Annotated in this window: 28 protein-coding genes; 24 read left to right on the forward strand and 4 right to left on the reverse strand. The window is 28.4% G+C overall.

What is annotated here, in order from left to right:
- Positions 1-19: 19 nt before the first annotated feature.
- From MTP08_RS07910 to MTP08_RS07920, 3 genes are all read right to left on the reverse strand, one after another.
- Positions 20-193, reverse strand: coding sequence for a ubiquitin family protein (locus MTP08_RS07910; protein ID WP_243575506.1), 174 nt, complete (start codon positions 191-193; stop codon positions 20-22).
- Between the two features lie 196 nt (positions 194-389).
- Positions 390-770: a hypothetical protein gene (locus MTP08_RS07915; protein WP_243575507.1), complete on the reverse strand. Its 381-nt coding sequence runs from the start codon at positions 768-770 to the stop codon at positions 390-392.
- A 177-nt stretch (positions 771-947) separates the two neighbouring features.
- A complete protein-coding gene (locus MTP08_RS07920) occupies positions 948-1853 on the reverse strand; it encodes an EamA family transporter (RefSeq protein ID WP_243575508.1) in 906 nt (301 codons plus the stop codon).
- 663 nt (positions 1854-2516) lie between these two features.
- On the opposite strand from MTP08_RS07920, the gene MTP08_RS07925 reads away from it, so the two are divergent.
- The 4 genes from MTP08_RS07925 to MTP08_RS07940 all read left to right on the forward strand — a co-directional run bounded on the left by MTP08_RS07925 (position 2517) and on the right by MTP08_RS07940 (position 7745).
- Positions 2517-4031, forward strand: a complete 1515-nt coding sequence (locus MTP08_RS07925; protein ID WP_243575509.1) for a reverse transcriptase domain-containing protein — start codon at positions 2517-2519, stop codon at positions 4029-4031.
- 255 nt (positions 4032-4286) lie between these two features.
- Positions 4287-4649, forward strand: coding sequence for a hypothetical protein (locus tag MTP08_RS07930; protein WP_243575510.1), 363 nt, complete (start codon positions 4287-4289; stop codon positions 4647-4649).
- Between the two features lie 250 nt (positions 4650-4899).
- Positions 4900-5868 carry a DUF3887 domain-containing protein gene (locus tag MTP08_RS07935; protein WP_243575511.1) on the forward strand — a complete coding sequence of 323 codons (969 nt, stop codon included), beginning with the start codon at positions 4900-4902 and terminating at the stop codon, positions 5866-5868.
- On the forward strand, positions 5865-7745 hold the full coding sequence (locus tag MTP08_RS07940; protein WP_243575512.1) for an AIPR family protein: 1881 nt from the start codon (positions 5865-5867) through the stop codon (positions 7743-7745). The genes MTP08_RS07935 and MTP08_RS07940 overlap by 4 nt, the downstream gene beginning before the upstream one ends.
- Before the next feature lie 569 nt (positions 7746-8314).
- Here the strand turns inward: MTP08_RS07940 and MTP08_RS07945 are convergent.
- Positions 8315-8596, reverse strand: coding sequence for a hypothetical protein (locus MTP08_RS07945; RefSeq protein ID WP_243575513.1), 282 nt, complete (start codon positions 8594-8596; stop codon positions 8315-8317).
- Positions 8597-8606: 10 nt separating this feature from the next.
- Between MTP08_RS07945 and MTP08_RS07950 the strand changes: the two genes are divergently transcribed.
- The 20 genes from MTP08_RS07950 (at position 8607) to MTP08_RS08045 (ending at position 24714) form a co-directional block, all read left to right on the forward strand.
- The gene (locus MTP08_RS07950) at positions 8607-9182 is read left to right on the forward strand and encodes a hypothetical protein (protein WP_243575514.1); all 576 of its coding nucleotides are present in this window, start codon (positions 8607-8609) and stop codon (positions 9180-9182) included.
- Positions 9183-9395: 213 nt separating this feature from the next.
- The gene (locus MTP08_RS07955; RefSeq protein WP_243575515.1) at positions 9396-10043 is read left to right on the forward strand and encodes a DUF4279 domain-containing protein; all 648 of its coding nucleotides are present in this window, start codon (positions 9396-9398) and stop codon (positions 10041-10043) included.
- Between the two features lie 234 nt (positions 10044-10277).
- Positions 10278-10625, forward strand: a complete 348-nt coding sequence (locus MTP08_RS07960) for a hypothetical protein (RefSeq protein ID WP_243575516.1) — start codon at positions 10278-10280, stop codon at positions 10623-10625.
- A gap of 580 nt (positions 10626-11205) precedes the next feature.
- Positions 11206-11685, forward strand: a complete 480-nt coding sequence (locus MTP08_RS07965) for a hypothetical protein (RefSeq protein WP_243575517.1) — start codon at positions 11206-11208, stop codon at positions 11683-11685.
- Positions 11686-11910: 225 nt separating this feature from the next.
- A complete protein-coding gene (locus MTP08_RS07970; protein ID WP_243575518.1) occupies positions 11911-12780 on the forward strand; it encodes a restriction endonuclease in 870 nt (289 codons plus the stop codon).
- Between the two features lie 205 nt (positions 12781-12985).
- Entirely contained in the window at positions 12986-13528 is a 543-nt protein-coding gene (locus MTP08_RS07975; RefSeq protein WP_243575519.1) for a hypothetical protein, read from the forward strand.
- Between the two features lie 237 nt (positions 13529-13765).
- Complete coding sequence (locus MTP08_RS07980) at positions 13766-14791, forward strand: hypothetical protein (RefSeq protein WP_243575520.1); 1026 nt, start codon at positions 13766-13768, stop codon at positions 14789-14791.
- A gap of 230 nt (positions 14792-15021) precedes the next feature.
- A complete protein-coding gene (locus MTP08_RS07985; RefSeq protein ID WP_243575521.1) occupies positions 15022-15663 on the forward strand; it encodes a hypothetical protein in 642 nt (213 codons plus the stop codon).
- A gap of 247 nt (positions 15664-15910) precedes the next feature.
- A complete protein-coding gene (locus MTP08_RS07990; RefSeq protein WP_243575522.1) occupies positions 15911-16381 on the forward strand; it encodes a hypothetical protein in 471 nt (156 codons plus the stop codon).
- A 233-nt stretch (positions 16382-16614) separates the two neighbouring features.
- Positions 16615-17121, forward strand: coding sequence for a hypothetical protein (locus tag MTP08_RS07995; RefSeq protein ID WP_243575523.1), 507 nt, complete (start codon positions 16615-16617; stop codon positions 17119-17121).
- Positions 17122-17354: 233 nt separating this feature from the next.
- The gene (locus MTP08_RS08000) at positions 17355-17768 is read left to right on the forward strand and encodes a hypothetical protein (RefSeq protein ID WP_243575524.1); all 414 of its coding nucleotides are present in this window, start codon (positions 17355-17357) and stop codon (positions 17766-17768) included.
- Between the two features lie 218 nt (positions 17769-17986).
- Positions 17987-18670, forward strand: a complete 684-nt coding sequence (locus MTP08_RS08005; protein ID WP_243575525.1) for a hypothetical protein — start codon at positions 17987-17989, stop codon at positions 18668-18670.
- Between the two features lie 196 nt (positions 18671-18866).
- Positions 18867-19454, forward strand: coding sequence for a hypothetical protein (locus MTP08_RS08010; RefSeq protein ID WP_243575526.1), 588 nt, complete (start codon positions 18867-18869; stop codon positions 19452-19454).
- Positions 19451-19972 carry a 3'-5' exonuclease family protein gene (locus MTP08_RS08015; RefSeq protein WP_243575527.1) on the forward strand — a complete coding sequence of 174 codons (522 nt, stop codon included), beginning with the start codon at positions 19451-19453 and terminating at the stop codon, positions 19970-19972. The genes MTP08_RS08010 and MTP08_RS08015 overlap by 4 nt, the downstream gene beginning before the upstream one ends.
- 280 nt (positions 19973-20252) lie before the next feature.
- The gene (locus MTP08_RS08020; RefSeq protein WP_243575528.1) at positions 20253-20915 is read left to right on the forward strand and encodes a class I SAM-dependent methyltransferase; all 663 of its coding nucleotides are present in this window, start codon (positions 20253-20255) and stop codon (positions 20913-20915) included.
- 769 nt (positions 20916-21684) lie between these two features.
- On the forward strand, positions 21685-22302 hold the full coding sequence (locus tag MTP08_RS08025) for a hypothetical protein (RefSeq protein ID WP_243575529.1): 618 nt from the start codon (positions 21685-21687) through the stop codon (positions 22300-22302).
- Between the two features lie 231 nt (positions 22303-22533).
- Positions 22534-22881 (forward strand): hypothetical protein, encoded by a 348-nt coding sequence (locus tag MTP08_RS08030; RefSeq protein ID WP_243575530.1) that lies wholly within the window; start codon positions 22534-22536, stop codon positions 22879-22881.
- Positions 22878-23240 carry a hypothetical protein gene (locus tag MTP08_RS08035; protein ID WP_243575531.1) on the forward strand — a complete coding sequence of 121 codons (363 nt, stop codon included), beginning with the start codon at positions 22878-22880 and terminating at the stop codon, positions 23238-23240. The genes MTP08_RS08030 and MTP08_RS08035 overlap by 4 nt, the downstream gene beginning before the upstream one ends.
- 218 nt (positions 23241-23458) lie before the next feature.
- Entirely contained in the window at positions 23459-24037 is a 579-nt protein-coding gene (locus tag MTP08_RS08040) for a hypothetical protein (RefSeq protein ID WP_243575532.1), read from the forward strand.
- Between the two features lie 236 nt (positions 24038-24273).
- A complete protein-coding gene (locus tag MTP08_RS08045; protein WP_243575533.1) occupies positions 24274-24714 on the forward strand; it encodes a hypothetical protein in 441 nt (146 codons plus the stop codon).
- Positions 24715-24809 lie beyond the last annotated feature (95 nt).

Genomic DNA, 24809 nt, shown 5'->3' on the forward strand with positions numbered 1-24809 from the left:
TGATGAGTATAAATAAAAATTATCCCGTGGGATTTTCTAAAGGAATTTGAGATTGTTCTAAAACATCTGCAATTTTCTGCAACAAAAATGCAGAAAGTAAATATGCTGTTGCATTACTGGTATTCATAATATATCTGGTTTGGTATACCAAAGCTACATGAATATATTCGGATGCATCTATGACTGAAATCATAATGGCATTTTTTTATCAAAAAATCAATAATAATTATTTAATAAATTATTAACACACAAAATTCAATGTATTTTAAATTTGAAAAATCATCAAACACTTTTTATTCTGAAAACTGTCCATTAATTGCCATTTTATAATAACAAAAAATCTGTTCTATACATAAACAGAACAGATTTTTAAATTGTTGCTAAATTTTCTACTGAAAAATATAACAAAGCCTGTAAAGCTCTGTAAAATACGGATCATTATCATGAAAATGGGTTTTGCTTGGCAACAATTCATCTGCAACAGGAAATTTATACATTTGAGTATGTTCCGAAGGATTCTTTATACTACAGTTGCAATATTTTTTGTCATTTTCCTGATGTTCTTTCAAACTAATGATTTTTACAACTGAATTATTCGAAAACGCAGCCATTTCAAACTGATTTTCATCCAAAGTAAACCAAGGTTCTCCATGATAAAAAAGATGATCTATAATCTGTGGATGCTTATTTTGGGATTGATCTGCTGGAACCGAAGAATGGTAACCTCCGCATTGCAGACAAAGCGCCACCTTAATGTTGATCTGTTTCATAAAATATATTTTGTTATGGCTTGAATCTAACAGATTTTGTGCCATTCAAAAAGTTTTTTTTAAACAAATCGAAAAAGAAAAAAAATGTTTTAAGTAAGAATAATTAAAGTGATTTAATTGTCGTACAAGTGAATAAATTTAGTGTAAATAATTTTTTAATGAATGATATCATCATTCCTATTCCGATGTCTGCAATTTACCTTTAAAACCAAAAATTTCTTTTGAATTAAAAACAATAACGGCTAAAAATATGATGGAATATGCCAATATAGGCAATAATTCCAGCTTTTCATGATACACTGCTCCCGCAAGAATAAAAGCGATGATAGGATTGATATTTAAAATCATCCCAACTTTAGACGACGCAATTCCCGATAATGCATACAGATTCAACAATAACGGAACAATAGTGTACATTACAGCAATGATCTCTATATAGAGATAGAACTTTAATTCAGTAGGAACATTACCTGAGTAAGCCGGGAAAAATGGCAATAAAATGAGAGATGCCAAAATCATGTGAATATTCAGAACGAGAAATTTATCAAATTTTTTATTTACAATCTGAATAATTAAATAACAAGCATAGGTAAGACCAATTAAACTACTGTAAAGCATATCAATAAGATTAGAGTAAGAAAGCAGAATACACCCCAATCCACTCAACCCAATAGCTAGCCATTGTAGTTTATTAAGCCTTTCCCTAAGAATAAAAAACGCCAAAATAGTAGTAATAATAGGACATACCAAATACGCTACAGAAGTAGCTCTTACACTGATATGATTCATTACATAAATAAATGAAAACCAGTTTCCTGTGAGCAAAATACTACTCAAAACATTTAAACCAATCATTTTCTTCTTCTCGTTTACGGAAAGACTCTTGAAAAAGCTGATATTTTCTTTCAACTTTTTCTGTCGGAACAAAACCGAAATAACTGACATAATTATCGTGCAGCTAAACACTCTATAAAAAAGAATATCCAATGAAGAATAATCATGCAAAGGTTTTAAAACGAGACTAAAAGTTCCCCACGTAGCAAATGCAAAAATTGCGGCAATGTAATATCTTAATTGTTTCAAATGAAAATCCTGAATTTACGATTAGATTTATATAGAAAAATAATGCAAAGATAATGATAATGATGTACGAGTCTAAATGTTTACCAATTAATTAAGATAATTAAGATAATTAAAATACAATATTGATGAAATAAAAAACATTAAAATATACAAAATACGCATTTCGTATTTTGTATAATAATTCATAATTATATTTTAAAGCATTGATTAATAGTATTTTATTAAAAATATTATTATTTGTGTTTTTTAGTAAAACTTTCGTATATTTGAGAGTTAGCCGACATCCTATAAAAATAGTATGTTAGATATAATATTATGATAGTAAATTAATAAATTTGGGGGCAAAGGTTGGAATGCTACGTTTAACTAAAATATACCACGCTAAGATATACGTTAGCTGGGAAGGATAATACCAGTTTCCAAATCTTTCGCAAGAATTATTGAGGAAACAGTTGCCAACAGCCTAATAACTGTTGTATACCTGGAGTTGAGTCTACGGAACAATTTGATTAACATATTTATGATGTTTAAGCATTTAAGTACAAAGATAACAATTTCTATACCTGAAAAGAGTAGCGTCGCAATAGTCATTTTATGACGAAAGCTTCGTAGGAGCCTGTACATTTCAAACCTGCTACTATAAATTGCCCCCTTTATATAATTATGGAAACTGAAGAATGGTTTAAACCGAAAAAATATCCGCATATTGGTTCCCCAATTACATTATTTGATTATAATTGGGTGAAAAATTATGTTATAAATCCAGAAAAAATAAGGGTTCATAGTTTCCTGCCTCTTATTCATAAAACAATTAAACAAAGAAAATTTAGAGCTGATAATAATAACAAGAAAAAAACTCCAACTAAAAAGCGATTTAGAAAAAAGGATGAAAAAAATCGTGAAATTTATTTTGCATCACATTTGGACGCTCAAATATTTTCATACTATAACAATAAGCTTGTAGAAGCTTATGAAGACTTTATTAGTAAAGAATCATTTAATGACAGTGTTGTCGCATACAGAAAAATATCAGTTTCAAAGTCATCTAATAATAACAAATGTAATATTGAATTCGCTAAGTCAACTTTTGAATTTGTTAAGAATAATCAAGATAAAAAATTATCAGTCATTGTTGCTGATGTAACATCTTTTTTTGATAACCTAAATCATAAAATTCTAAAAAAACAGTGGTGTAAAATATTAAAAGTAAAGACACTTCCACATGACCATTATAATGTTTATAAAACTCTAACAAACATTAAATATGTAGAATCTAAACAACTATTTAAGTCTTATAATAAAACTATGATTGTAGAAAGAGGAGTTCCAAATTCTTCAACCAACAAAGAATTTAAACGAAAACCTATTAAACAATCATCATATTTTAAAGAAAAGAAAGCAGTTGCTTTTTGTACAAAATCTGAATTCATTGCAAATAATCTCAATCTAATTATTTCAAAAAATAACACCAAGGGAATTCCGCAAGGAAGTCCTATAAGTGCAACATTAGCTAATGTATATATGTTAGATTTTGATAAAGTTATTTACGAAAAAATTGAACAATTAAATGGATACTATCAAAGATATAGTGATGATCTTATAATAATTTGCGAACAAAAATATGAAGACGAAATTATAAAATTATTAAGAACAAATATTGCAGATAAATATATTGCAGGTTTAGAAATTCAAAGTAAAAAAACTAAAGTTTATAGATTTGAAAATATAAACGGACAATATAAAGGATTTCAAATAGATGAAATTACAAAAGTTCCTAATTACAATTTAGCACTTGAATACCTTGGATTTACATTTGATGGAAAAAAAGTACTAATTAAAACTTCAGGTTACTCAAAATTTTATCGTTCTATGATAAAATCATTTAAGAAATCTGCATCTTTAGCAAAAAACAGTAAAAACCCTGATAAAAGCATATTCAAATCAAAATTATATAAGAGATTTACTTATAAAGGATCGAAAAGAAAACTCATATATCATCCATCAAAAGACAATCCAACTGAATATTTAAAAACAAAAAAATTCAACTGGGGAAATTATCTTAGTTATGTTGAAAAGTCAAATACAGTAATGTTTGAAATCAATAATGGAAATCATATAATAAAACAAAGCAAAAAACTTTGGAGAAATTTCCATAAATTAATGAATGAATATAAATAAAAGGACGATCGGCTAACATTGTATTGGCAAAATGCGGGTTAAATCTTGAATTGAAAAGCAGAACATTTTTTGCCGCAAATGCTTTTCAATTCTGCAATTTTTTGTAAGTTAGCATTATTGAAAAAGCATTCGCTACGTTTGGTCTGAAATTGAATATTCGTTCATTTTCTTCCCGCACTTCGCCAATACTTTTTCCGTTGCACGACATTTTGTGAAAACGACGATGAATAAAATAAAATAAAATTTTTCAATAAAATGGCAGTAAAAAATTTGATTAAATCTATTTTCTTGATAATAATATTATCGATATTTAGTTGCAATTCTATAAAAAATAATTACAAACTTGAAAAAAATCTGCCAATAGTTGATTATAATAAATCTTATGAATACTATGATAATTCTATTAGCCTGAATAATGCAATTCAGAAAAAAAATGAACAAACTCTGATTTTATACAATAAAAAGCAAATTAATAAAGAAAAATTTAATAATCTTCTAAATAAAAAGAAAATAAAATCTATTGAAATAATAGAAGATAGTGCTAAAATATCGTCTTTCGGATTTTCATTTAAAAATGTTAAAACTATAATGTTTACCAAAAGCGACGCTTCAAATTGATTATAGAATAAAAACGTCGTACAACATTGTATTGGCAAAAACGGGCTTGAATATCCAAATTGAAAATTTGAATATTCTTTGCCGCCAATGCTTTTCGTTTCAACTTTTTTTGTAATTTAGTTTCCACGAAAAAGCATTGGCTTCTACTACTCAAAATTGAATTCTCCGAATTCCTTTTTGCCCGTCTTCGCCAATACTTTTTCCGTTGTGTGCCATTTTAAACACGACACACCCGAAAAACAAATTAAAAATGAAAAACATTTTGACCATTTTAACTTTTATTCTTTTGACAAATTTTTCATTTGCACAAAGCGAAAAAGAAACCAATAAAACTGTTGCAACTAATTTTGAAAACAATTATAATACTGACAATTTTAAAGAAATTTTCGAGAGCTTTTCACCTGAAATGCAATCAGCATTACCACTTGACAAAACAACAGACTTTCTTATTGGATTAAAACAACAAGCTGGTAAAATAATTAAAAGAGAATTTGTAAAATACGAACAGAGCTACGCCTCATATAAGACAAAATTTGAAAGAGCATTATTTGCAGTAAATATTTCAATAGATGATAATTCTAAAATAAACGGACTTTTTGTAAAACCTTTTAAAGAAGACAATCTTCCTAAACTTGAGAGAAACAAAACTAAATTGACATTACCCTTTTATGAAGAATGGACTGTAGTTTGGGGTGGCGACACAAAAGAACTTAACTATCACGTTGAAAGTGAAGCTCAAAAAAACGCTTTTGATTTAGTAATTACAAACGATAAAGGAAATTCATTTAAAACCGACGGAAAAAAGAACGAAGATTATTATGCTTTTGGAAAAGAATTAATAGCACCTTGTAATGGAGAAATTGTTTTAGTGGTTGATGGTATAAAAGACAATGTTCCAGGAACTTTAAATCCCATTTATATCCCTGGAAATACCGTAATCATAAAGACTGAAAATAACGAATATCTGTTTTTCGCCCATTTCAAACAACATTCAATAGTTGTAAAACAAGGACAGAAAGTTAAACAAGGACAACTACTTGGACTATGCGGAAATTCGGGCAACTCTTCGGAAGCTCATTTACATTTTCACATACAAAATACAGAAGATATGAACTTGGCAACAGGAGTAAAATGTTACTTCGACAAAATTCAAGTTGACGGACAAATAAAAACCGATTATTCACCTATTCAAAAAAACAAAATAAGTAGCCCTAAATGAAAAACGGCACACAACAAGGGTTTTGCAATAGTGGGGCGAAACTGCAAAGTTCAACGGCAGTTCTTCGGTTCAACTTTTGTGCAAAATTGAAGATTTGTGCTTCGATTGCCCCGCCATCGCAAAGCCCCGAAACGTTAGCAGAAATAGCAAACCAAACTAATCGCATGAACAATAAAATTATTTTGAATGGATGTATTGATCAATTCAAGAATCAAAACGAATTAACAACAACAGATAGCGAGACATTCGAACTTTTTTCTTTAACTCAAATTACTAAAGATTTTGATTTAACATTTGAAACCATTCAAGATTCGGTTGTTGATGGCGGTCATGATGGCGGAATTGATTCTATAATTACAATTATAGATGACTTTGTGCCTGAATCAATTGAAGATTTAGAAGATATCGTATTTAATAGAAAAACAAATGTAAAGATTGTTATAACTCAATGTAAAAAAGAAAATTCATTTAAAGAATCTGCTTTAGATAAATTAATAACTTCTATACCTGAACTTTTTGATTTAGGAAAATCTACTGATGCTCTATTGCAAAGATTTAATTCTAGCGTTGTTGAAAAAGGAATTATAGCAAGAGAAAGTTGGAAAAAATGCACTATAGCTGGAGGAAAGCTAGAAATCATTTTTAACTATTGTGCAAATTCAGAAATAATAGAAATTAATACAACCTTTGAACAAAAAGTAACTCAATTGTTAGCTTTATGTCAATCAATTTTTGTTGGCTCATCAATTAGTTATGATAATTATAGTTGCCATGAGTTACTTAAATTATATCAAACTCAAAAAAATGAAAGACTACAAATAATTTATAAAGAAACACCGCTTTCAACAAGTTATAATGATAATGGAATTGGTTACGTTGGAACTGTGAAACTTGCAAATTATAAATCTTTTCTGACTGACGAGGAAGGAAAGATTAGAGAAGATCTTTTTGAAAGTAATATTAGACATTTCCAGGGTGCAGTAGATGTTAATACAAAAATAAAAAATTCGATTGAAGACATTTCTACCGAAGATTTTTGGTGGTTGAATAATGGTATAACAATAATTGCTTCGAATCCTTCACTTGTTGGAACTACACTAAGCCTAGACAATGTACAAATAGTAAATGGATTACAAACTTCATATTCTATTTTTTTACATCATAATAATGATCAAAATGACACAAGATCTGTACTTGTTAAAGTTATTATCAATGAGGACAAAAGAACAATTGATCACATAATTGCATCAACTAATAGTCAAAATCCTGTGTCCCCTTCATTATTAAGAGCTACCGACGATATTCAACGAGAATTGGAATTATTTTACGGGAATGAAGGATATTTCTATGATCGAAGAAAAAACTATTACAAAAATCAAGGTAAGCCCGCTAGCAGAATTTTCAGTATTCAAACATCTGCTCAGATCATTGAATCATTGTTATTTAACAATCCACATTCTGCACGTTCTAAACCTACATCATTAATAAAAGATGACACAACATATAATAGAATCTTTGACCAAAGTCGTAATTACAAGGTTTACTTAAATAGCTGTTTATTAAACAAAAAAGTTATTGAGTTTTGGACTAGCATTGAAGATAGAGATATGAAAAATAATTTGACAAACTTTAAATTGCATATCTCTAGAGTGATTACTTCCTTTATTTTTCAAAAAACAAATATCACTGCAAATGATATACAATCATTGGAGCTTGAATTGGTAAATAACGAGAATTTTGATTCTGCATCTGAGTTTTTATTAGCTAGTATAAACGGCTATCAAATTGAAAATCAAGATGCTAATTTAATTAACATGGCGAAAACCAAAAGCTTTACGGATTATTTAGTTAATAGACTAACTACACAATTCCAATAGCTACTTCTGCTAACATCGCATTGGCAAAATGGCGGGTTAAGTGCAAACTTCAACCTTTGTGCTTTTTATTCCGTCGAATGTGTTCCACATTCAGCTTTTTTTAATAATTTAGCTTCTGTGGAAACACATCGGCTAACGTCACTGCTAAATTGAACTTTTTGTCCAATTTATCCGCCACTTCGCCAATGCGTTTCCCATTAGCAGAAACGGTTCTAAATATCACGCTCAAAAGTATTTACTTAATTTTAAAGGCTTTGTTTTCTTCCTCTTTTCTTGAAAAATTAACGTTGCGGAATGCAAAATTTTAAAATGATATTTCTAGCAAAATGAAATGCAGAATTGAATTGCGAAATGCTGAAAAAATGAATTTTGAAAAAGTATGAAATGGAATTTCAAAATATTTCTGGAATTCAAAATTGGAAAAATATAAATTTCTGAATTCAACCAAATTAAGTGAATGAAATTTTCATTGAAAAACCACGAAATTGAATTCTGAAATCTATAAAAAATCGAATTCCTAAAAGAATGAAATTGAAATAAAATAATCGCAAAAAATTACCTACTGAAAGTCAATTACCGCTTCTGCTAACATCGCATTGGCAAAAACGGGCTTGAATATCCAAATTGAAAATTTGAATATTCTTCGCCGCCAATTGCTTTTCGTTCCAACTTTTTTTGTAATTTAGTTTCCACGAAAAAGCATTGGCTTCTACTCCGCAAAATTGAATTCTCCGAATTCCTTTTTGCCCGTCTTCGCCAATACTTTTTCCGTTGTACGCAATTTTACACCAACCGTTTACAAATTCCAAAGTGAAAAAACAACTTCTATTTTTAGTTTTATTATTTTCCATTACAAGTTGTTTGAATAATAAATTTATCAAACCTAAAGAAAGTACAAATGAATATAATGAAACTTTATATTTTGCAACATATGATGAAAATAGGTATCCAAAAGACACAATCAGAAATGGACCAAATGATTCACTTTCTCTATTTGTAAATAAATGGTATTCTAAGCATCTAAATTCGTTAAAAGAAACACCTATTTATAACAGAAAAAAAGAAAACATAAATATTATAAGATACACAAATTTAGGAACTTGGTCACATCCATTTATGTATAGAATTGAACAAAAAAATGGAAAGATAATTGAAATTTACAAACAAACAAATGGTTTAGGTGGTTATCAAACTGGAAAAATCACAAAAAATTCTGAAAAACAAATTAGTAATAAGAAATGGAATGAAATTATTTCAAAAACTAATGAAATAGATTTTTGGAATATAAATACTCACGATCCAAATTTTATACTTGACGGCGAAGAATGGATTTTGGAAATCTTGATTGATGGAAAATATCATTTAGTTACGCGAAATAGTCCAGAAAATTATGGTGGAAAAAAATTTGCTGAACTATGTAAAATGATAAGTAAATAAAAACTGCGTACAACATTGTATTGGCAAAATGCGGGGTTTAAGTCTGAATTGAAAATCCACAGCTTTTTTGCCGCCGTTGCTTTTCAATTCCACATTTTTTTGTAATTTAGTTCCATTGAAAAAGCATCGGCTTCATTTGGTCTTTCTTGAACTAAAGTTCTTCGAATTCCCGCACTTCGCCAATACTTTTTCCGTTATCTGTAATAACATCAAATGACTGTCCCTCAAATAATTGAAGTTATCCAAAGTGAACTAAAAAATAAAGCTTGGGGAATAACTGAACAAATTTTAGAAATTCACAATCCTATTTTTGTCGACAATAAAATTCAAATTGAAAATATTGTTAAAAATGAAAATGAAATAAGTGTATTCATTCCTATCGAAAACGAAAAATTTTATTTGACTTTTTATATTAATTCTGAGAAAATGGAAATTATTGGAATTTCAACGGAACCAAATATTTCAATTTATTTTAAAGCAACTTCTGAAGAATTAAGTGAAACCGAATTACAAAATTTCACAAAATTAGAAATCACAAAAAGTTGGAATAAAGGAGAATTAAGAAAACTTGGAAATACTTCACACAGTTTTAGCTGCATAATTATTGAACCGAATAAAAAACCGAATAATTTTGAATCCAAAATCGCTGAATTAATTGAAGAATTAGAAAAAGACAAATCTGGGATTCAAAAATTATCGGAAAATGCAAATGGTTATATTCAAGTTATAATGGAATTTCATAATGGAAATGGAATGATTGGAGGACCAAATTTATCGGAAGAAATAATAAAATCTTTAAATGGATTGAAATTGTCATTAGATTTTGATTTTTATGTCTCTGGAAATCCATATAAATCTTAAAATTGCTACTACAGATAACACGGTATTGGCAAAATGCGGGGTTTAAGTCTGAATTGAAAATCCATAGCTTTTTTATCGCCGCTGCTTTTCAATTCCACATTTTTTGTAATTTAGTTCCATTGAAAAAGCATCAGCTTCGTTTGGTCTTTCTTGAACTAAAGTTCTTCGAATTCCCGCACTTCGCCAATACTTTTTCCGTTACCTGCAATTTTCCAAAAACACTCTACAAAAACAATGAATAAAAGAATTTTTGCTTTTTTAATGATTATTGGATTTTTAAATTCTTGTGGAAAAATTTCACATAAAAAATTTGACTCTGAAATATGGAAAAATTCTAATTTAAATACTGAAGAAAATTGGGATTTACGTTGGCAAATGATGAATGATTTAAGAAATAAAAATAATTTAATTGGGATGACTAAAATTGAAATCGAAAATTTGCTAGGAAAACCTGATGAAAATTCAAAAACAGTATATTTTTACTATTTAGGTTATACAGAAAAGGGAATAAATACAGGAAGATTATCGATTACATTCAACACAAATAATATTGTAACAAAAATAAACGTAACTCAAGGATGAAAACCACCATAAAATTAATTTCTATATTTTCATCTATGTTTATAATTTTAGCTGGTTGGATGAGCGGAATTCCATTTATTCTTTGGTTACTATTTTCATTATTCGATTTCGGAAATATTGATCAGTTATTTGCATTTTTGGGAATTTCTGGAATAGTTTTAAACTTTACTAAATGGAAATCAAACATTTTAATAAACATACTTGCTTTTATATTTATGCTATCTCCAATTGTTAGCAATTAATTCAAGTACCAATTGAGGCGTTTAATTATTTGGCATTTAAAATTCCTTTAGGGATTTTCATTATAACTTATATTACATATATGATATTAAATACAAAACAAAAAAACTGCAGGTAACAAGGTATTGGCAAAATACGGGGTTTAGTCTGAATTGAAAAACCTCACCTTTTTCGCCACCGCTGCTTTTCAATTCCGTATTTTATTTGTAAGTTTACTTCATTGAAAAAGCATCGGGTCAGTTTCGTCTTTCTTGAACTAAAGTTCTTCGAAAGCCCGCACTTCGCCAATACTTTTTCCGTTAGCAGAAAGTTTCCCAATATTGCGCTTAAAATTCACACATTGAAAACGAAACTAATCATATTTATAATTTCATTGAATTTTTCACTCATTTTTTCACAAGAAAAAAAACTTGTTGAAAATTTCATCGCGGACTTTATTGAAAATAATAAAGAATATTTATCATTCAAATTAAATCCACAAAGTTTTATTCCAGAATTGAATAATGAATTGAAAAATGATGAAAATTATAAATACACAATGAATGAAGTTAAAGACAAAAATTTCATTCAATATTTTGAAAAAGCAAAAATCACAAATCAAATAAATTGGAATAAATACAAAATTCCAAAGCTCAAATTAGATGTTAAAAATTATACATTACAAATTTCTACTCCAATATTTATCAATAACAATAAAGAAGTATTAATTCAAATCAAAACAAATTATCTGAATTGGTATAATGTTTACAAAAAGAATAAAAATAATAAATGGGAATTATCCTACACATTTGGAAATAAAAGATTACCAAAAAATAAGTAAAAAAACCTTCTGCTAACACGGTATTGGCAAAATGCGGGGTTTAAGTCTGAATTGAAAATCTTCCGCACTTTTTGCCACCGCTGCTTTTCAATTCCACATTTTTTTGTAATTTAGTTCCATTGAAAAAGCATCGGCTTCGTTTGGTCTTTCTTGAACTAAAGTTCTTCGAATTCCCGCACTTCGCCAATACTTTTTCCGTTAGCTACAATTTTTGACCAACTTACAGTGAAAGACAAAGATTTTTTAAACATTGAAATTCTTAATTCAATTTTAAGTTATATTACAAATGACATTCGAAAACAATTTAAAAAACATTTAATATATGATAATAGAACTGAATATTTGTTAGAAATAAATAAGTATGAAAGAAGTAGCGTTTTACTTGCAAATTATTATGAAACTGATTTAATCGGTAAAAATTTAGCAGATACATTATTAGATTTAGTTTATTACACTTTAAATAATCCATATTTCATTTTCGACTCAGATGATAGTTTCTATATTGAAAACTCAATAAACAATACTAATTCCGATGAAAATTTTATGTTTAATAATCCTATTTACTCTTGGTTTGATTACGCAGATTGGGAATTTAATCATAGGAATGAAATAAAAACGATTATTCAAAAAATATTGCTTTCAAATGAACAAAATAGAAAGTATAATCTCAATGAAATTGACTTACAAGTTTATAAAGAAATAATAAGTAATCCAGAATTAGCAAAATCTATTAATTGGCGAAACTTTGAATATTTATTGGCTAAAATTCTTGAAAAATTTGAATACGAAGTTGAAGTATTAAAAGGTAGTAAAGATGGAGGCATTGACGTTATTGCTCTTAAAAAAAATTCCACTTTTGGTAATGAAAGATATTTAATACAGGCAAAAAAATGGTCAAACAAAGTTGGAGTTGACCCTGTAAGACAATTATTATGGGCACACAATGAATATAAAGTTACAAAATCGTGTCTTATAACAACTTCTAAATTTACAAAGGGAGCTTGGGAATTGGCTGATAAATATAAGTGGCAAATAGAATTGAAAGACTATGAAAAATTAAATGAATGGATTGATGAAGCTTCAAAAAAACTGTAGCTAACAAGGTATTGGCAAAATGCGGGGTTTAGTCTGAATTGAAAATCCAGAGCTTTTTTGCCACCGCTGCTTTTCAATTCCACATTTTTTTGTAACTTAGTTCCATTGAAAAAGCATCGGCTGCGTTTGGTCTTTCTTGAACTAAAGTTCTTCGAATTCCGGCACTTCGCCAATACTTTTTCCGTTAGCTGTAATATTTACCAAAATGACCGATAAAATAATATCAAGTTTCAGAGAAATTGAAAACCCCAATTTTAATAGTGAATACGATTTAAGATCTTGGAAATCTAAAGCAATAAATATTATAATTAGAGTTTATGGTGAAAATTCTAAACAAGAAAAAAGTATTGATGGAATTAAATTCACAACATATATAAGCATTAACGGTGCAGGAGGTGGAAATAATGGAAAACATTGTGAAAAGGAAGCCCAAGAAATAATTAAAGGTTTCATTTCTGATATTGCAAACTTTGGAATTCCTGACAAAAAAGAAACTCAAAATTCTGGCATAAATATATCATTAAATCAAAGTCAAAATCAAACAGTTAATGTAAATATTATTTGGGAAACTATAAAAGATGAATTGACAGGAAAACAAGCGAAAGAAATAGAAGAAATTGTAAACGGAAATGATGAACCCGAATCGAAGAAAAATAAAATATTCGAAAAGATTAAGAGTTTCGGTTCAGATGTAGCGTCTAATATAATAGCTGGAATACTAACAAATCCATCAATTTACGGAGGATAAAAATACTACAGCTAACACGGTATTGGCAAAATGCGGGATTTAAGTCTGAATTGAAAATCCACAGCTTTTTTGCCGCCGCCGCTTTTCAATTCCACATTTTTTTGTAATTTAGTTCCATTGAAAAAGCATCGGCTTCGTTTGGTCGTTCTTGAACTAAAGTTCTTCGAATTCCCGCACTTCGCCAATACTTTTTCCGTTATCTGCAAGCAATTCACAGCGTAACCTAAATATTATTAATTGAAGAATATCATTAACTTTTTAACCGAAAACTTTCTGAGAATTATCATTTTTGAAATTATTTTCATGATTAGTTGCTATGTTCTATTCAATTTCACAACAGAAAGTAAATTTGAAAAAAAGGAAACCCTTTCACTCTTAATTTCAATAATTTCAATAATATTTGCAATATTAGTTACATTTATATTTTCAAAATTATTTGCAGAAAAAACAATTCGTATAGAAAGAAAAAAAGAAATCGATGAATATTCGCTAAAAATAACTAATCTAAGAAATATTGCTTATCATATTTTAGGATTTCATGACTTTTGGAAATTCCGTGATGCTAATATAAAATCTGCTGTTGATTACCATTATCCAAGTTTAACCTATGAGGAATTTAGAGGCTATGATTTACCTGGCATTACACAATTTACACATGAAGAATGGACAGAAATTAATGAAAAAATTTATTCAACTAGTGGTCAAGCCTATTTAGCTCTAAAAGGATTAACAAATGGAGAAAATAATTTTTCCTTTTATCAAGTAGTTAATCCACAAAACTATTCATTAGAAACAATACGAAGTTATACCGAGTATTGTAATTCTTTCTGGTATTTACTAGAAAATTCTGATGACGGAATTGTCAACTTTAATAAGGTTCATAATTACTGGCTAGAACCTATCTATGAATCTTACTCAAGAATAACAGGAAAAAAAAATAAAAAAGAAAACCTAAAAGAAGAAATTAAAAATTTAATGGTTTTATTCACGACCTCAATTTTTGAAAAACATTATTATTTAACAAAATTAAATTCTGATTTTTTTCCAAGTATTTTTAAACATAATCTTTTTAATTTATTTATTTTCCTCATAATTTTGTTAGCTTCTCTTTTTGTTTACATAATAGATTTCTCAATATTTTATAGCTTTTTCATATCGATTATTCTTGTATCATTATTTGTGGCAAATACAATTGATTTGTTTGTACTTACTATAAAATCAATAAGAACAGAATTAGAAATTACGGAAATATTTAAGATTTAATATTTGCCTGCAGATAACAGTGTATTGGCAAAAACGGGCTTGAATATCCAAATTGAAAAATTGAATATTCTTCGCCGCCAATTGCTTTTCGTTTCAACTTTTTTTGTAATTTAGTTTCCACGAAAAAGCATTGGCTTCTACTCCACAAAATTGAATTCTCCGAATTCCTTTTTGCCCGTCTTCGCCAATACTTTTTCCGTTACCTGCAATGTTGCAAAAAACTGCATAAAATGGAAACTCTAAGTCAACAATTAACTCCAACAGATATTTTAAATATTTTAATTGAACAGCATCGAATTTCAAGCAAATTAGATTTTGAAGCAGATCCTGACGCAATATTAACATTTTATTCTACGATAAATTATTGGAGAAATGCTGGAGATTTACTTCCATGGAAACCATTATCTGAGTTTCTCAATGAATGTTTTGGAATTTCAATTACTGAAACTAAATGGAAACAGACATTAACTCCTTCTAGAAAAAGAACATTAAGAGAAGTTTGCAAATTAATTGCTGAAAATTGTGATTATCAAGATATAAAACCAATAAGAATACTTGGAAATGAATGTTTAAGTGCTTCCGTTTTTCTGACTTTGAAAAAATATTTAAAACGTAGAAATGTTGATGTTTCTAACATAAAGCCATCATCATTAATTGCACCATATTTGGAAAAATATTATTCGGAAATGTTGGAACAGATTGGAATTATTTCAAAAGGAAGTAAAATATTTGAAGAATTTGACTATAACCCAACAAGAAATTTAAAGCCGTTAGAGAAACTAAATATTTTTGATAAATCAAGATATAGTTTCCAAACAGGTGAAATTTTAACTTTCAGAGATTTAACTATGAAAATAATCGAAACAAAATAAAAAACACTGCAGGTAACATAGGTTTTGCAAAATGCGGGGTTTAGTCATTAATTGAAATTTCGTCAAAATATTTCACAACTGCTTTTCATATTGTTTTTTTAACTAATTTAGACAATCTGAAAAAGCATTTGCTTCGTTTCGGAATTCTTGAACTTTCGTTCTTCGAATTCCCGCACTTCGCAAAGCCTTTTTCCGTTGTACGTAATCTCATAAAAAAACCGTGTTAAATATTGAATATCAATTTAATATGAAGATTATTAAGAATATAACAATCATAATATTAATTATTATTTTAAGTTTGATTGGATTCTATAAATTTATTACTTATGATAGAAATTATGAATGGGCAAAACTATTTTATGAAGTAACTGAAAATACACTTAAAAACACCGAATTTAAAATCATAAAAACTAATTCAATTAATATTGATTCAATTAAAATTCTACCTGAAAAGAAGATTAAACTTGAAATTCAAAAAAAACTGAATAAAATTGGATTGATGAATTACGGAAATGAATATGGAGAACAAGTCATAGTTCAGAATCTAAAAAATACTAAATCTAAATTACTAAAAATAAAAGGGTTTTGTGTTGGAGATCATTTAATTGCGATTGAAATTGAGTATTCAAATTTAACTAAAAACGAAGTAAACAAATTACAAGATAAATTTTCTCAATCATTCAAAAATTATAAAATAACTTGGACAAACAAATCATAAAAAGAGACTACGTACAACATTGTATTGGCAAAATGCGGGGTTTAAGTCTGAATTGAAAATCCATAGCTTTTTTGCCCGCCGCTGCTTTTCAATTCCACATTTTTTTGTAATTTAGTTCCATTGAAAAAGCATCGGCTCCGTTTGGGCTTTCTTGAACTAAAGTTCTTCGAATTCCCGCACTTCGCCAATACTTTTTCCGTTGTGCGAAATTTTACAAACACACCGCTAAAAACATGGGTATAACAATTCACTTTGAAGGAAAACTAAAAAATAATGAAAATTTTGACTTGTTAATTCGAAAAGTTATTGAATTCTCTCAATTCGAAAATTGGGAATATTTCCAATTCGAAAATGATAATAAAATTCTTGAAAGAGTAAGAAATGATGAAGATTGGGATTATGAAGGTTTAACAAAAGGAATTCAAGTTCAACCTCATGAAAATTCTGAACCTTTAAATTTTGAATTTGATAAAGATTTGTACATTCAAGAATATTGCAAAACTCAATTTGCTGAAATTGAAACTCACCTAAAAATAATAGAATTGATAAAAGTTATTCAAGATAATTTTGAAACCTTGAAAATTTTCGACGAAGGAGAATTTTGGGAAACAAATGATATAAATTTACTGAAAGAACATTGGGAAAATTTTTATATTGCTATGAACGAAGCAATTGAAGAAAATAATGAATTACAAGGTCCATTCAAAATGGAAAATGGAAGAATTATTGACTTAATGTAAACAAAAACTTCGCACAACATTGTATTGGCAAAATGCGGGGTTAAAGTCTGGAATTGAAAATCCATCACTTTCCGCCGCCGCTATTTTTCCATTCCATATTATTTTTGTAAGTTTATTCCATGGAAAAAATATCGGCTTCGTTTGGTCGAACTTGAACTAAAGTTCTTCGTTTCTCCCGCACTTCGCCAATACTTTTTCCGTTAGCCGTAATCGTAACCACAATACTGCAAATAATGAATAAAATACATTTTGATCAACTAAATTTTAGAAATAACAAAGCGGAATTCTTTATATTAATTTTATGTGCTACAATTTTAATTTTTAACTTTTTTGAATTTATAAATTTTGAAAATAAAACTTGGAATAAATTAATAAACGTAATTCCTTTTTTGATTTTAATATTCTTTCATTCAAAAATATTTTGGTTTAAAAACTTTGTGCAATGGAATAAAAAAGGTATTGTGATAAAGCTAAATAATTTTTGGAGTAAATCCTTCAAATTTGAAGATATTAATAAATTTGACATACAAAATCAAACTCTTGAAATTAATAAGTACGATGGAACTAAAAATATTTTTCAATTGAATAATATTGACACTACAAGTATTGAAAAACTACAACAAATACTTATTCAAAACTTAAAATAATTACGACTACGGCTAACAGGGTATTGGCAAAAACGGGCTTGAATATCCAAATTGAAAATTTGAATATTCTTAGCCGCCAATGCTTTTCGTTCCAACTTTTTTTTGTAATTTAGTTTCCACGAAAAAGCATTGGCTTCTTTCAGTCAAAATTGAATTCTCCGAATTCCTTTTTGCCCGTCTTCGCCAATACTTTTTCGTTATACGACATTTTACCAAAAATGACCGAACAGAAATTAAAAGAATATTTCGAGAATAAAATTACGATAGATGAATTAAAATCTGACGTAAAAAATAGTCAAACAAAAACTGGATATGACACAACAAGTGTTTATATCAAACAAATTAATGAAGGAGAATTTGAAGTTAAAAAAGAACATTTAGTAAAATTGTGTGATGATTTTATTGCTCAAAAACTTGATAGTGAAGATTTAAACTCAATCGCTTTTTCATTAATTGCCTCTGAATATTTTGATTGGAATGGCGACGAAATGAGTAATGTTATTTTCGATTGGGACAATCCAATAATTGGACACGACATAAATCTAAAAAATGTTCAATTATGGAAAAATTATCTTGAAAATGGAAATTACAATCTTGACCAGAATGAGTTAAAAGAAAAATTTAGAAGCAAAGGAAAATTTCTAAATCTTTATCAACAAATTGACAAAATTTTATGGGAAGATTGGAATCCAATTGGAATTAATGATGACGCTCCAAGAGATGAATATCAAGGTTATACTCCAATAATTCTCAAGCTCGTAAAGTCTAAATCTGATTCAACCAAAATTGCGCGAAAACTTTACGAAATTGAAACAGAAACAATTGGTCTTTCTGGAAATTACGAAAATTGCTTAAAAGTAGCCGAAAAAATAAATAATTTGGAAAAGAAAAACGTCGTATAACATTGTATTGGCAAAAACGGGCTTGAATATCCAAATTGAAAATTTGAATATTCTTCGCCGCCAATTGCTTTTCGTTCCAACTTTTTTTGTAATTTAGTTTCCACGAAAAAGCATTGGCTTCTACTACTCAAAATTGAATTCTCCGAATTCCTTTTTGCCCGTCTTCGCCAATACTTTTTCCGTTAGCCGTAATTTTATGACCGAGAGTAATCAAATTCAAGAAATTTTAAATCAAATCGAGGAAGAACTATTTTCTCTAAATATTGATGTTGAAATAAAATCAAATACGATTGAATGGAAAGATAATTTCGGTGCTGAAAATTATATTGATATAAACTATTGTGCTAAATATTTAGAAAATCTTGCTTGGTGGAAATTTAATGATTCTGGAAAAGATTTAGTAATGTTCACAAAAAATAACTTTATTATAAGTTGGGATCCAACACCTCTAAATAATATGGGGCAATCTTTCGGCTGTATTTATTTAAAATTTTGTAGAGAAATATTAGTAATTGCATACCAAGATAAAAGCACACAAAGAGTTTTCAGCATAAACACAAATAATTTAGATATCAGACAACTATATTGTTGCAATAAAATTGGAGTTGCAATTTGGAGAGACTCTTTATTCATTAAAGATTATGATAGAAATGAATGTTTTTCTGTTAATCTTCATATGCCATTAATTGAAAAAACATTTCACAAAGAAGAATCTCTAAAATCTAATCAAATATATTTATCGACAAGTAATGGAATTGAGAGATTTCAAAATTTAGACTTATGAGTTATATAGTTGTAGATATAGAATCAGATGGTCCAATTCCTGGAGATTTTTCAATGATTTGTTTTGGAGCTGTAATAGTGGAGGAAAATCTTAGTAAAACCTTTTACGGTAAACTAAAACCTATTTCTGAAAAATGGATTCCTGAAGCAATTGCAATTTCTGGATTTAAACGAGAAGAAACTTTGGAATTTGACAATCCAACTGAAGTTATGTTAAACTTTGAAGATTGGATTAAACAAAACTCTAAAGGAAGACCAATATTTATAAGTGATAATAATGGATTCGATTGGATGTTTATATGTTGGTATTTTCATTATTTCATTGGGCGAAATCCCTTTGGTTATTCATCAAGAAGAATCTCAGATTTATATTGTGGACTCGTAAAAGATACTTTTGCACAATGGAAACACTTAAGAAAAACGGAACACACTCACAATCCAGTTGATGATGCAAAAGGAAATGCAGAAGTTCTACTTTATATGAAAAATGAATTGGAGTTAAAAATTAGCTTAAAATAAAAACTACGGCTAACATCGCATTGGCAAAATGGCGGGTTAAGTGCAAAACTCAACTTTTGTGCTTTTTTATCCGCCGAATGTGTTCCACATTCGCTTTTATTTTGTAAGTTAGCGATGTGGAAACACATCGGCTACGTTCTCGCTAAATTGAACTTTCGGTTCAATTTATCCGCCACTTCGCCAATGCGTTTCCCGTTATGTGCAATCACTCTAAAACTCATCCTAGAAATAAATGAACAACATTTACGAGCCAGAATTTGTCAAAAAATTGTTTAATCAAATGTCAAGTTCGTATGAAAGAATGAATTACATAACTTCATTCGGTTTTTCTATTCGTTGGAGAAAACAATTTCTAAAAAAATTAGGGAAATCGAAAGAAAATTTAAATATAATTGATTTGCTTTCTGGACTAGGAGAAAACTGGACATTTTTAAAATCTAATTTTCCAAATTCTAATTTTTATGCATTAGATTTTTCAGAGAACATGGTAAATTATTCAATAAATAAAGCGAAAAAAGTATTTCAAAATGAGCTGAATATAATTTGTGACAATATGCTTGAAAATAATTTGGAATCTAGCAATTTCGATATTATTTCATGTGCATACGGATTAAAAACATTTAATGAAAATCAACTTGAAATATTTGCGAAAGAAGTATCTAGAATTCTAAAACCGAATGGAAAATTTAGTTTTGTAGAAGTTTCAAAACCCCAAAATAAATTTCTACTCTATTTTTACAGTTTCTATTTAGGAAAAGTTATTCCCATTTTGGGAAAAATATTTTTAGGAAATCCTGAAGACTATAGAATGTTGTGGGTTTACACAAAACAATATCAAAACTCAAAAAAAGTAAAAGAAATTTTTGAAAAATATAATTTAAAAGTAAATTTAGATTATTATTTTGGAGGTTGTGCAACTGGAATTAGTGGAAGAAAATTGTGACTGCACATAACACGGTATTGGCAAAATGCGGGGTTTAAGTCTGAATTGAAAATCCACAGCTTTTTTGCCACCGCTGCTTTTCAATTCCACATTTTTTCGTAATTTAGTTCCATTGAAAAAGCATCGGCTTCGTTTGCTCATTCTTGAACTAAAGTTCTTCGAATTCCCGCACTTCGCCAATACTTTTTCCGTTGTCTGCAATTGATTCAATTCGGCGTTTTAAAAGCAGAAAATATCTGAAAATCTCCAACACTACCGTTCTCTTGCGAATGATTTGACACGTAAATCCGGTGGAGATTGCGCAAAATTAAATTCTCCAAAAATCAACTGGGTTTAAAAAACTTACGTAATATGTGAAAATAGTTGGCTGAAAAAAACTTGCTGTAAGTTTCAAATCAACCTGGAAAAAAGTAAATGTCCAAATGCTGAATTCTAATGGTCAAAATGAAAAATATTATGCTGATTTTTAAATTATGAGCGTGAAAACCTTGATTTTAGTGAAGGTAGGAGCGCAAAAAATTTGTGAAAATTAAAAAATAGCAGAGCAACTGCAGACAACATAGGTTTGGCAAAATGGCGGACGAAGTACTTTATTGAAATTTTGTGCATCTTTTTACGCCAATTGCGTTTTTATGTTACTTTTTTTGTTAATTTAGTCACAGAAAAACGCATTGGCTACGCTCGGTCTGAATTGAACTCACCTACAATTCAAGCCGCCACTTCGCCAAGCCTCGGACCGTTATGCGACATATTATCCAAAATTGCGCAAATGAAACAAAACCAAATAATTGCAGTAATATTTTCGTTATTTTTTAATATTTTATTTTCAAACTTGTATTCGCAGGATTTGGAAAACGAAATGTTTTTTAACAAAAACAAAATTGATTATAAATTTGAACAAAATGCTAAAATTGAAAAATTTTTCAATAAGAACAGTATCGATTCAATAAAAATTATATTAAGAAGTGAAAATGATTCAACTTTTTCAGTCTTCATAAAAAACAACTTAAACAAAACTCTAAAACTAAATCCTCAAGACAGTAGTTTATATCTAATTCAAGAAGCATTAGACAAAAATGGAAAATGGAATCCAATCGAATTTTGGGCATATTCAGATTGTGGAAATAGTTACGATAATTTTCTTGATTTTAAGAACAATCAAATTCTACATTTAACAACTAATAGGTATAATGGAAACTTTAAAACAAAAGTGAGAGTTAAACTTTTAATGAACAAAAAAAACTATTATTCAAATTCCATTACTGGAAAAATAAACGCTTTAAAGTTTAAAAAATCAACTTGGTATTTTCAAATTAAGGAAATGTTTTATCCTGAAAAGTCTGAAAAAGAGGCTGAAAACGAAATGTTTTTGAATACAAATCTCTAAAAAATACGTCGCATAACAAGGTATTGGCAAAATGCGGGGTTTAGTTTGAATTGAAAATCCACAGCTTTTTTGCCGCCGCCGCTTTTCAATTCCACATTTTTTTGTAATTTAGTTCCATTGAAAAAGCATCAGCTTCGTTTGGTCTTTCTTGAACTAAAGTTCTTCGAATTCCCGCACTTCGCCAATACTTTTTCCGTTACCTGCAATTTTCCAAAACACTCTACAAAAACAATGAATAAAAGAATTTTTGCTTTTTTAATGATTATTGGACTTTTAAATTCTTGTGGAAAAATTTCACATAAAAAATTTAACTCTGAAATATGGAAAAATTCTAATTTAAATACTGAAGAAAATTGGGATTTACGTTGGCAAATGATGAATGATTTAAGAAATAAAAATAATTTAATTGGGATGACTAAAATTGAAATCGAAAATTTGCTAGGAAAACCTGATGAAAATTCAAAAACAGTATATTTTTACTATTTAGGTTATACAGGAAAGGGAATAAATACAGGAAGATTATCGATTATATTCAACACAAATAATATTGTAACAAAAATAAACGTAACTCAAGGATGAAAACCACCATAAAATTAATTTCTATATTTTCATATATGTTTATAATTTTAGCTGGTTGGATGAGCGGAATTCCATTTATTCTTTGGTTACTATTTTCATTATTCGATTTCGGAAATATTGATCAGTTATTTGCATTTTTGGGAATTTCTGGAATAGTTTTAAACTTTACTAAATGGAAATCAAACATTTTAATAAACATACTTGCTTTTATATTTATGCTATCTCCAATTGTTAGCAGATTAATTCAAGTACCAATTGAGGCGTTTAATTATTTGGCATTTAAAATTCCTTTAGGGATTTTCATTATAACTTATATTACATATATGATATTAAATACAAAACAAAAAAACTGCAGGTAACACGGTATTGGCAAAATGCGGGGTTTAGGTCTGAAATGAAAATCCTCAGCTTTTTTGCCGCCGCTGCTTTTCAATTCCACATTTTTTTGTAATTTAGTTCCATTGAAAAAGCATCGGCTTCGTTTGGTCTTTCTTGAACTAAAGTTCTTCGAATTCCCGCACTTCGCCAATACTTTTTCCGTTATCTGCAAGCGTATCCGAACAAACTGCCAAAAGAAATGAGCAAAAAAATTGTTTACATTTTTCTTTTATTTTTTATCATTTCCTGTGAAAAGAATGATAAAAAAGAGATTGAAAATAAACAAATTGAAATTTGGAATAATAGAATTTCAGCCAAACCCCAAATTCTATCATTTATTTTTCAACCTGCCTTAAATGAAAATTGCGAAATCATTATTGACATAAACAGAAAAAATCTAATTTTTAGAAGCATTTATCCAGAAAGAATAATTGAGCCAAAACCAAATAATGAAAATGAAATTAATGAATACAACAATCCTGCAAATCCAAAATCTTACGTTTCAAAACTAGACGAAAATCAAATTAAAATTTTAAATATTGCAATTAACAAACTTGAAAAAAAAGATTTTAACAGAATTGAAAAGACATACGTTGATGGAATTTCATATAATTTCAGTATAATTTACTCTGACAACACAATTAAAAATGGAAATATTGCAGGTAAAAAAACGACAAATCAAAATGAGTTTGTGGATATGTTGTTAAGTTTAATTTCTGAAACAAATAAATATCCTGAAAATACAAAAATCATAAATTATTACTACAAATTTCAATAAAACGCCTGCAGATAACACGGTATTGGCAAAATGCGGGATTTAAGTCTGAATTGAAAATTCATAGTTTTTATGCCGCCGTTGCTTTTCAATTCCACATTTTTTTGTAATTTAGTTCCATTGAAAAAGCATCGGCTTCGTTTGGTCTTTCTTGAACTAAAGTTCTTCGAATTCCCGCACTTCGCCAATACTTTTTCCGTTAGCCGACATTATAAAAAAACTCAACCTCAAATTAAATTATGGAACTAAATGAAATAATTCAAAATGATTATGTCGACAAGATAATTTTAACTTTAATTCCAATAATTTTAAAAGGAATTTTTGGAAATAAAACTGAAACAAAAAAATATCTAAATATCTTCATCAATTATCTATTACCAACTATAACAATCATTTGGATAAATCTGGACGAAAGCATTTCTCTTAACAAACTAACCACAACTTTAATAGTATTTAATTTTGCATTTATTCTGTTAAGTTTTCTAAACCAAACACTTATCAAGCATTACAAAATGATTTCAACTTTTACTGAAGCAGAAACAGACAAAGTAAAACAAATAAATCACGTAAATGAAGTTCAAATTGAAAAAGTAAAAGCAATAAATGATAATCAAAAATATATTTTAGGGGAATTATCAAAAATAAATGATAGAATAATTAAATATTTTACTGAAAAATAATAACGTCGGCTAACACTGTATTGGCAAAAACGGGCTTGAATATCCAAATTGAAAATTTGAATATTCTTCGCCGCCAATGCTTTTTGTTCCAACTT

The organism is Chryseobacterium oryzae, assembly GCF_022811665.1.
Classification (GTDB): Bacteria; Bacteroidota; Bacteroidia; order Flavobacteriales; family Weeksellaceae; genus Chryseobacterium; species Chryseobacterium oryzae.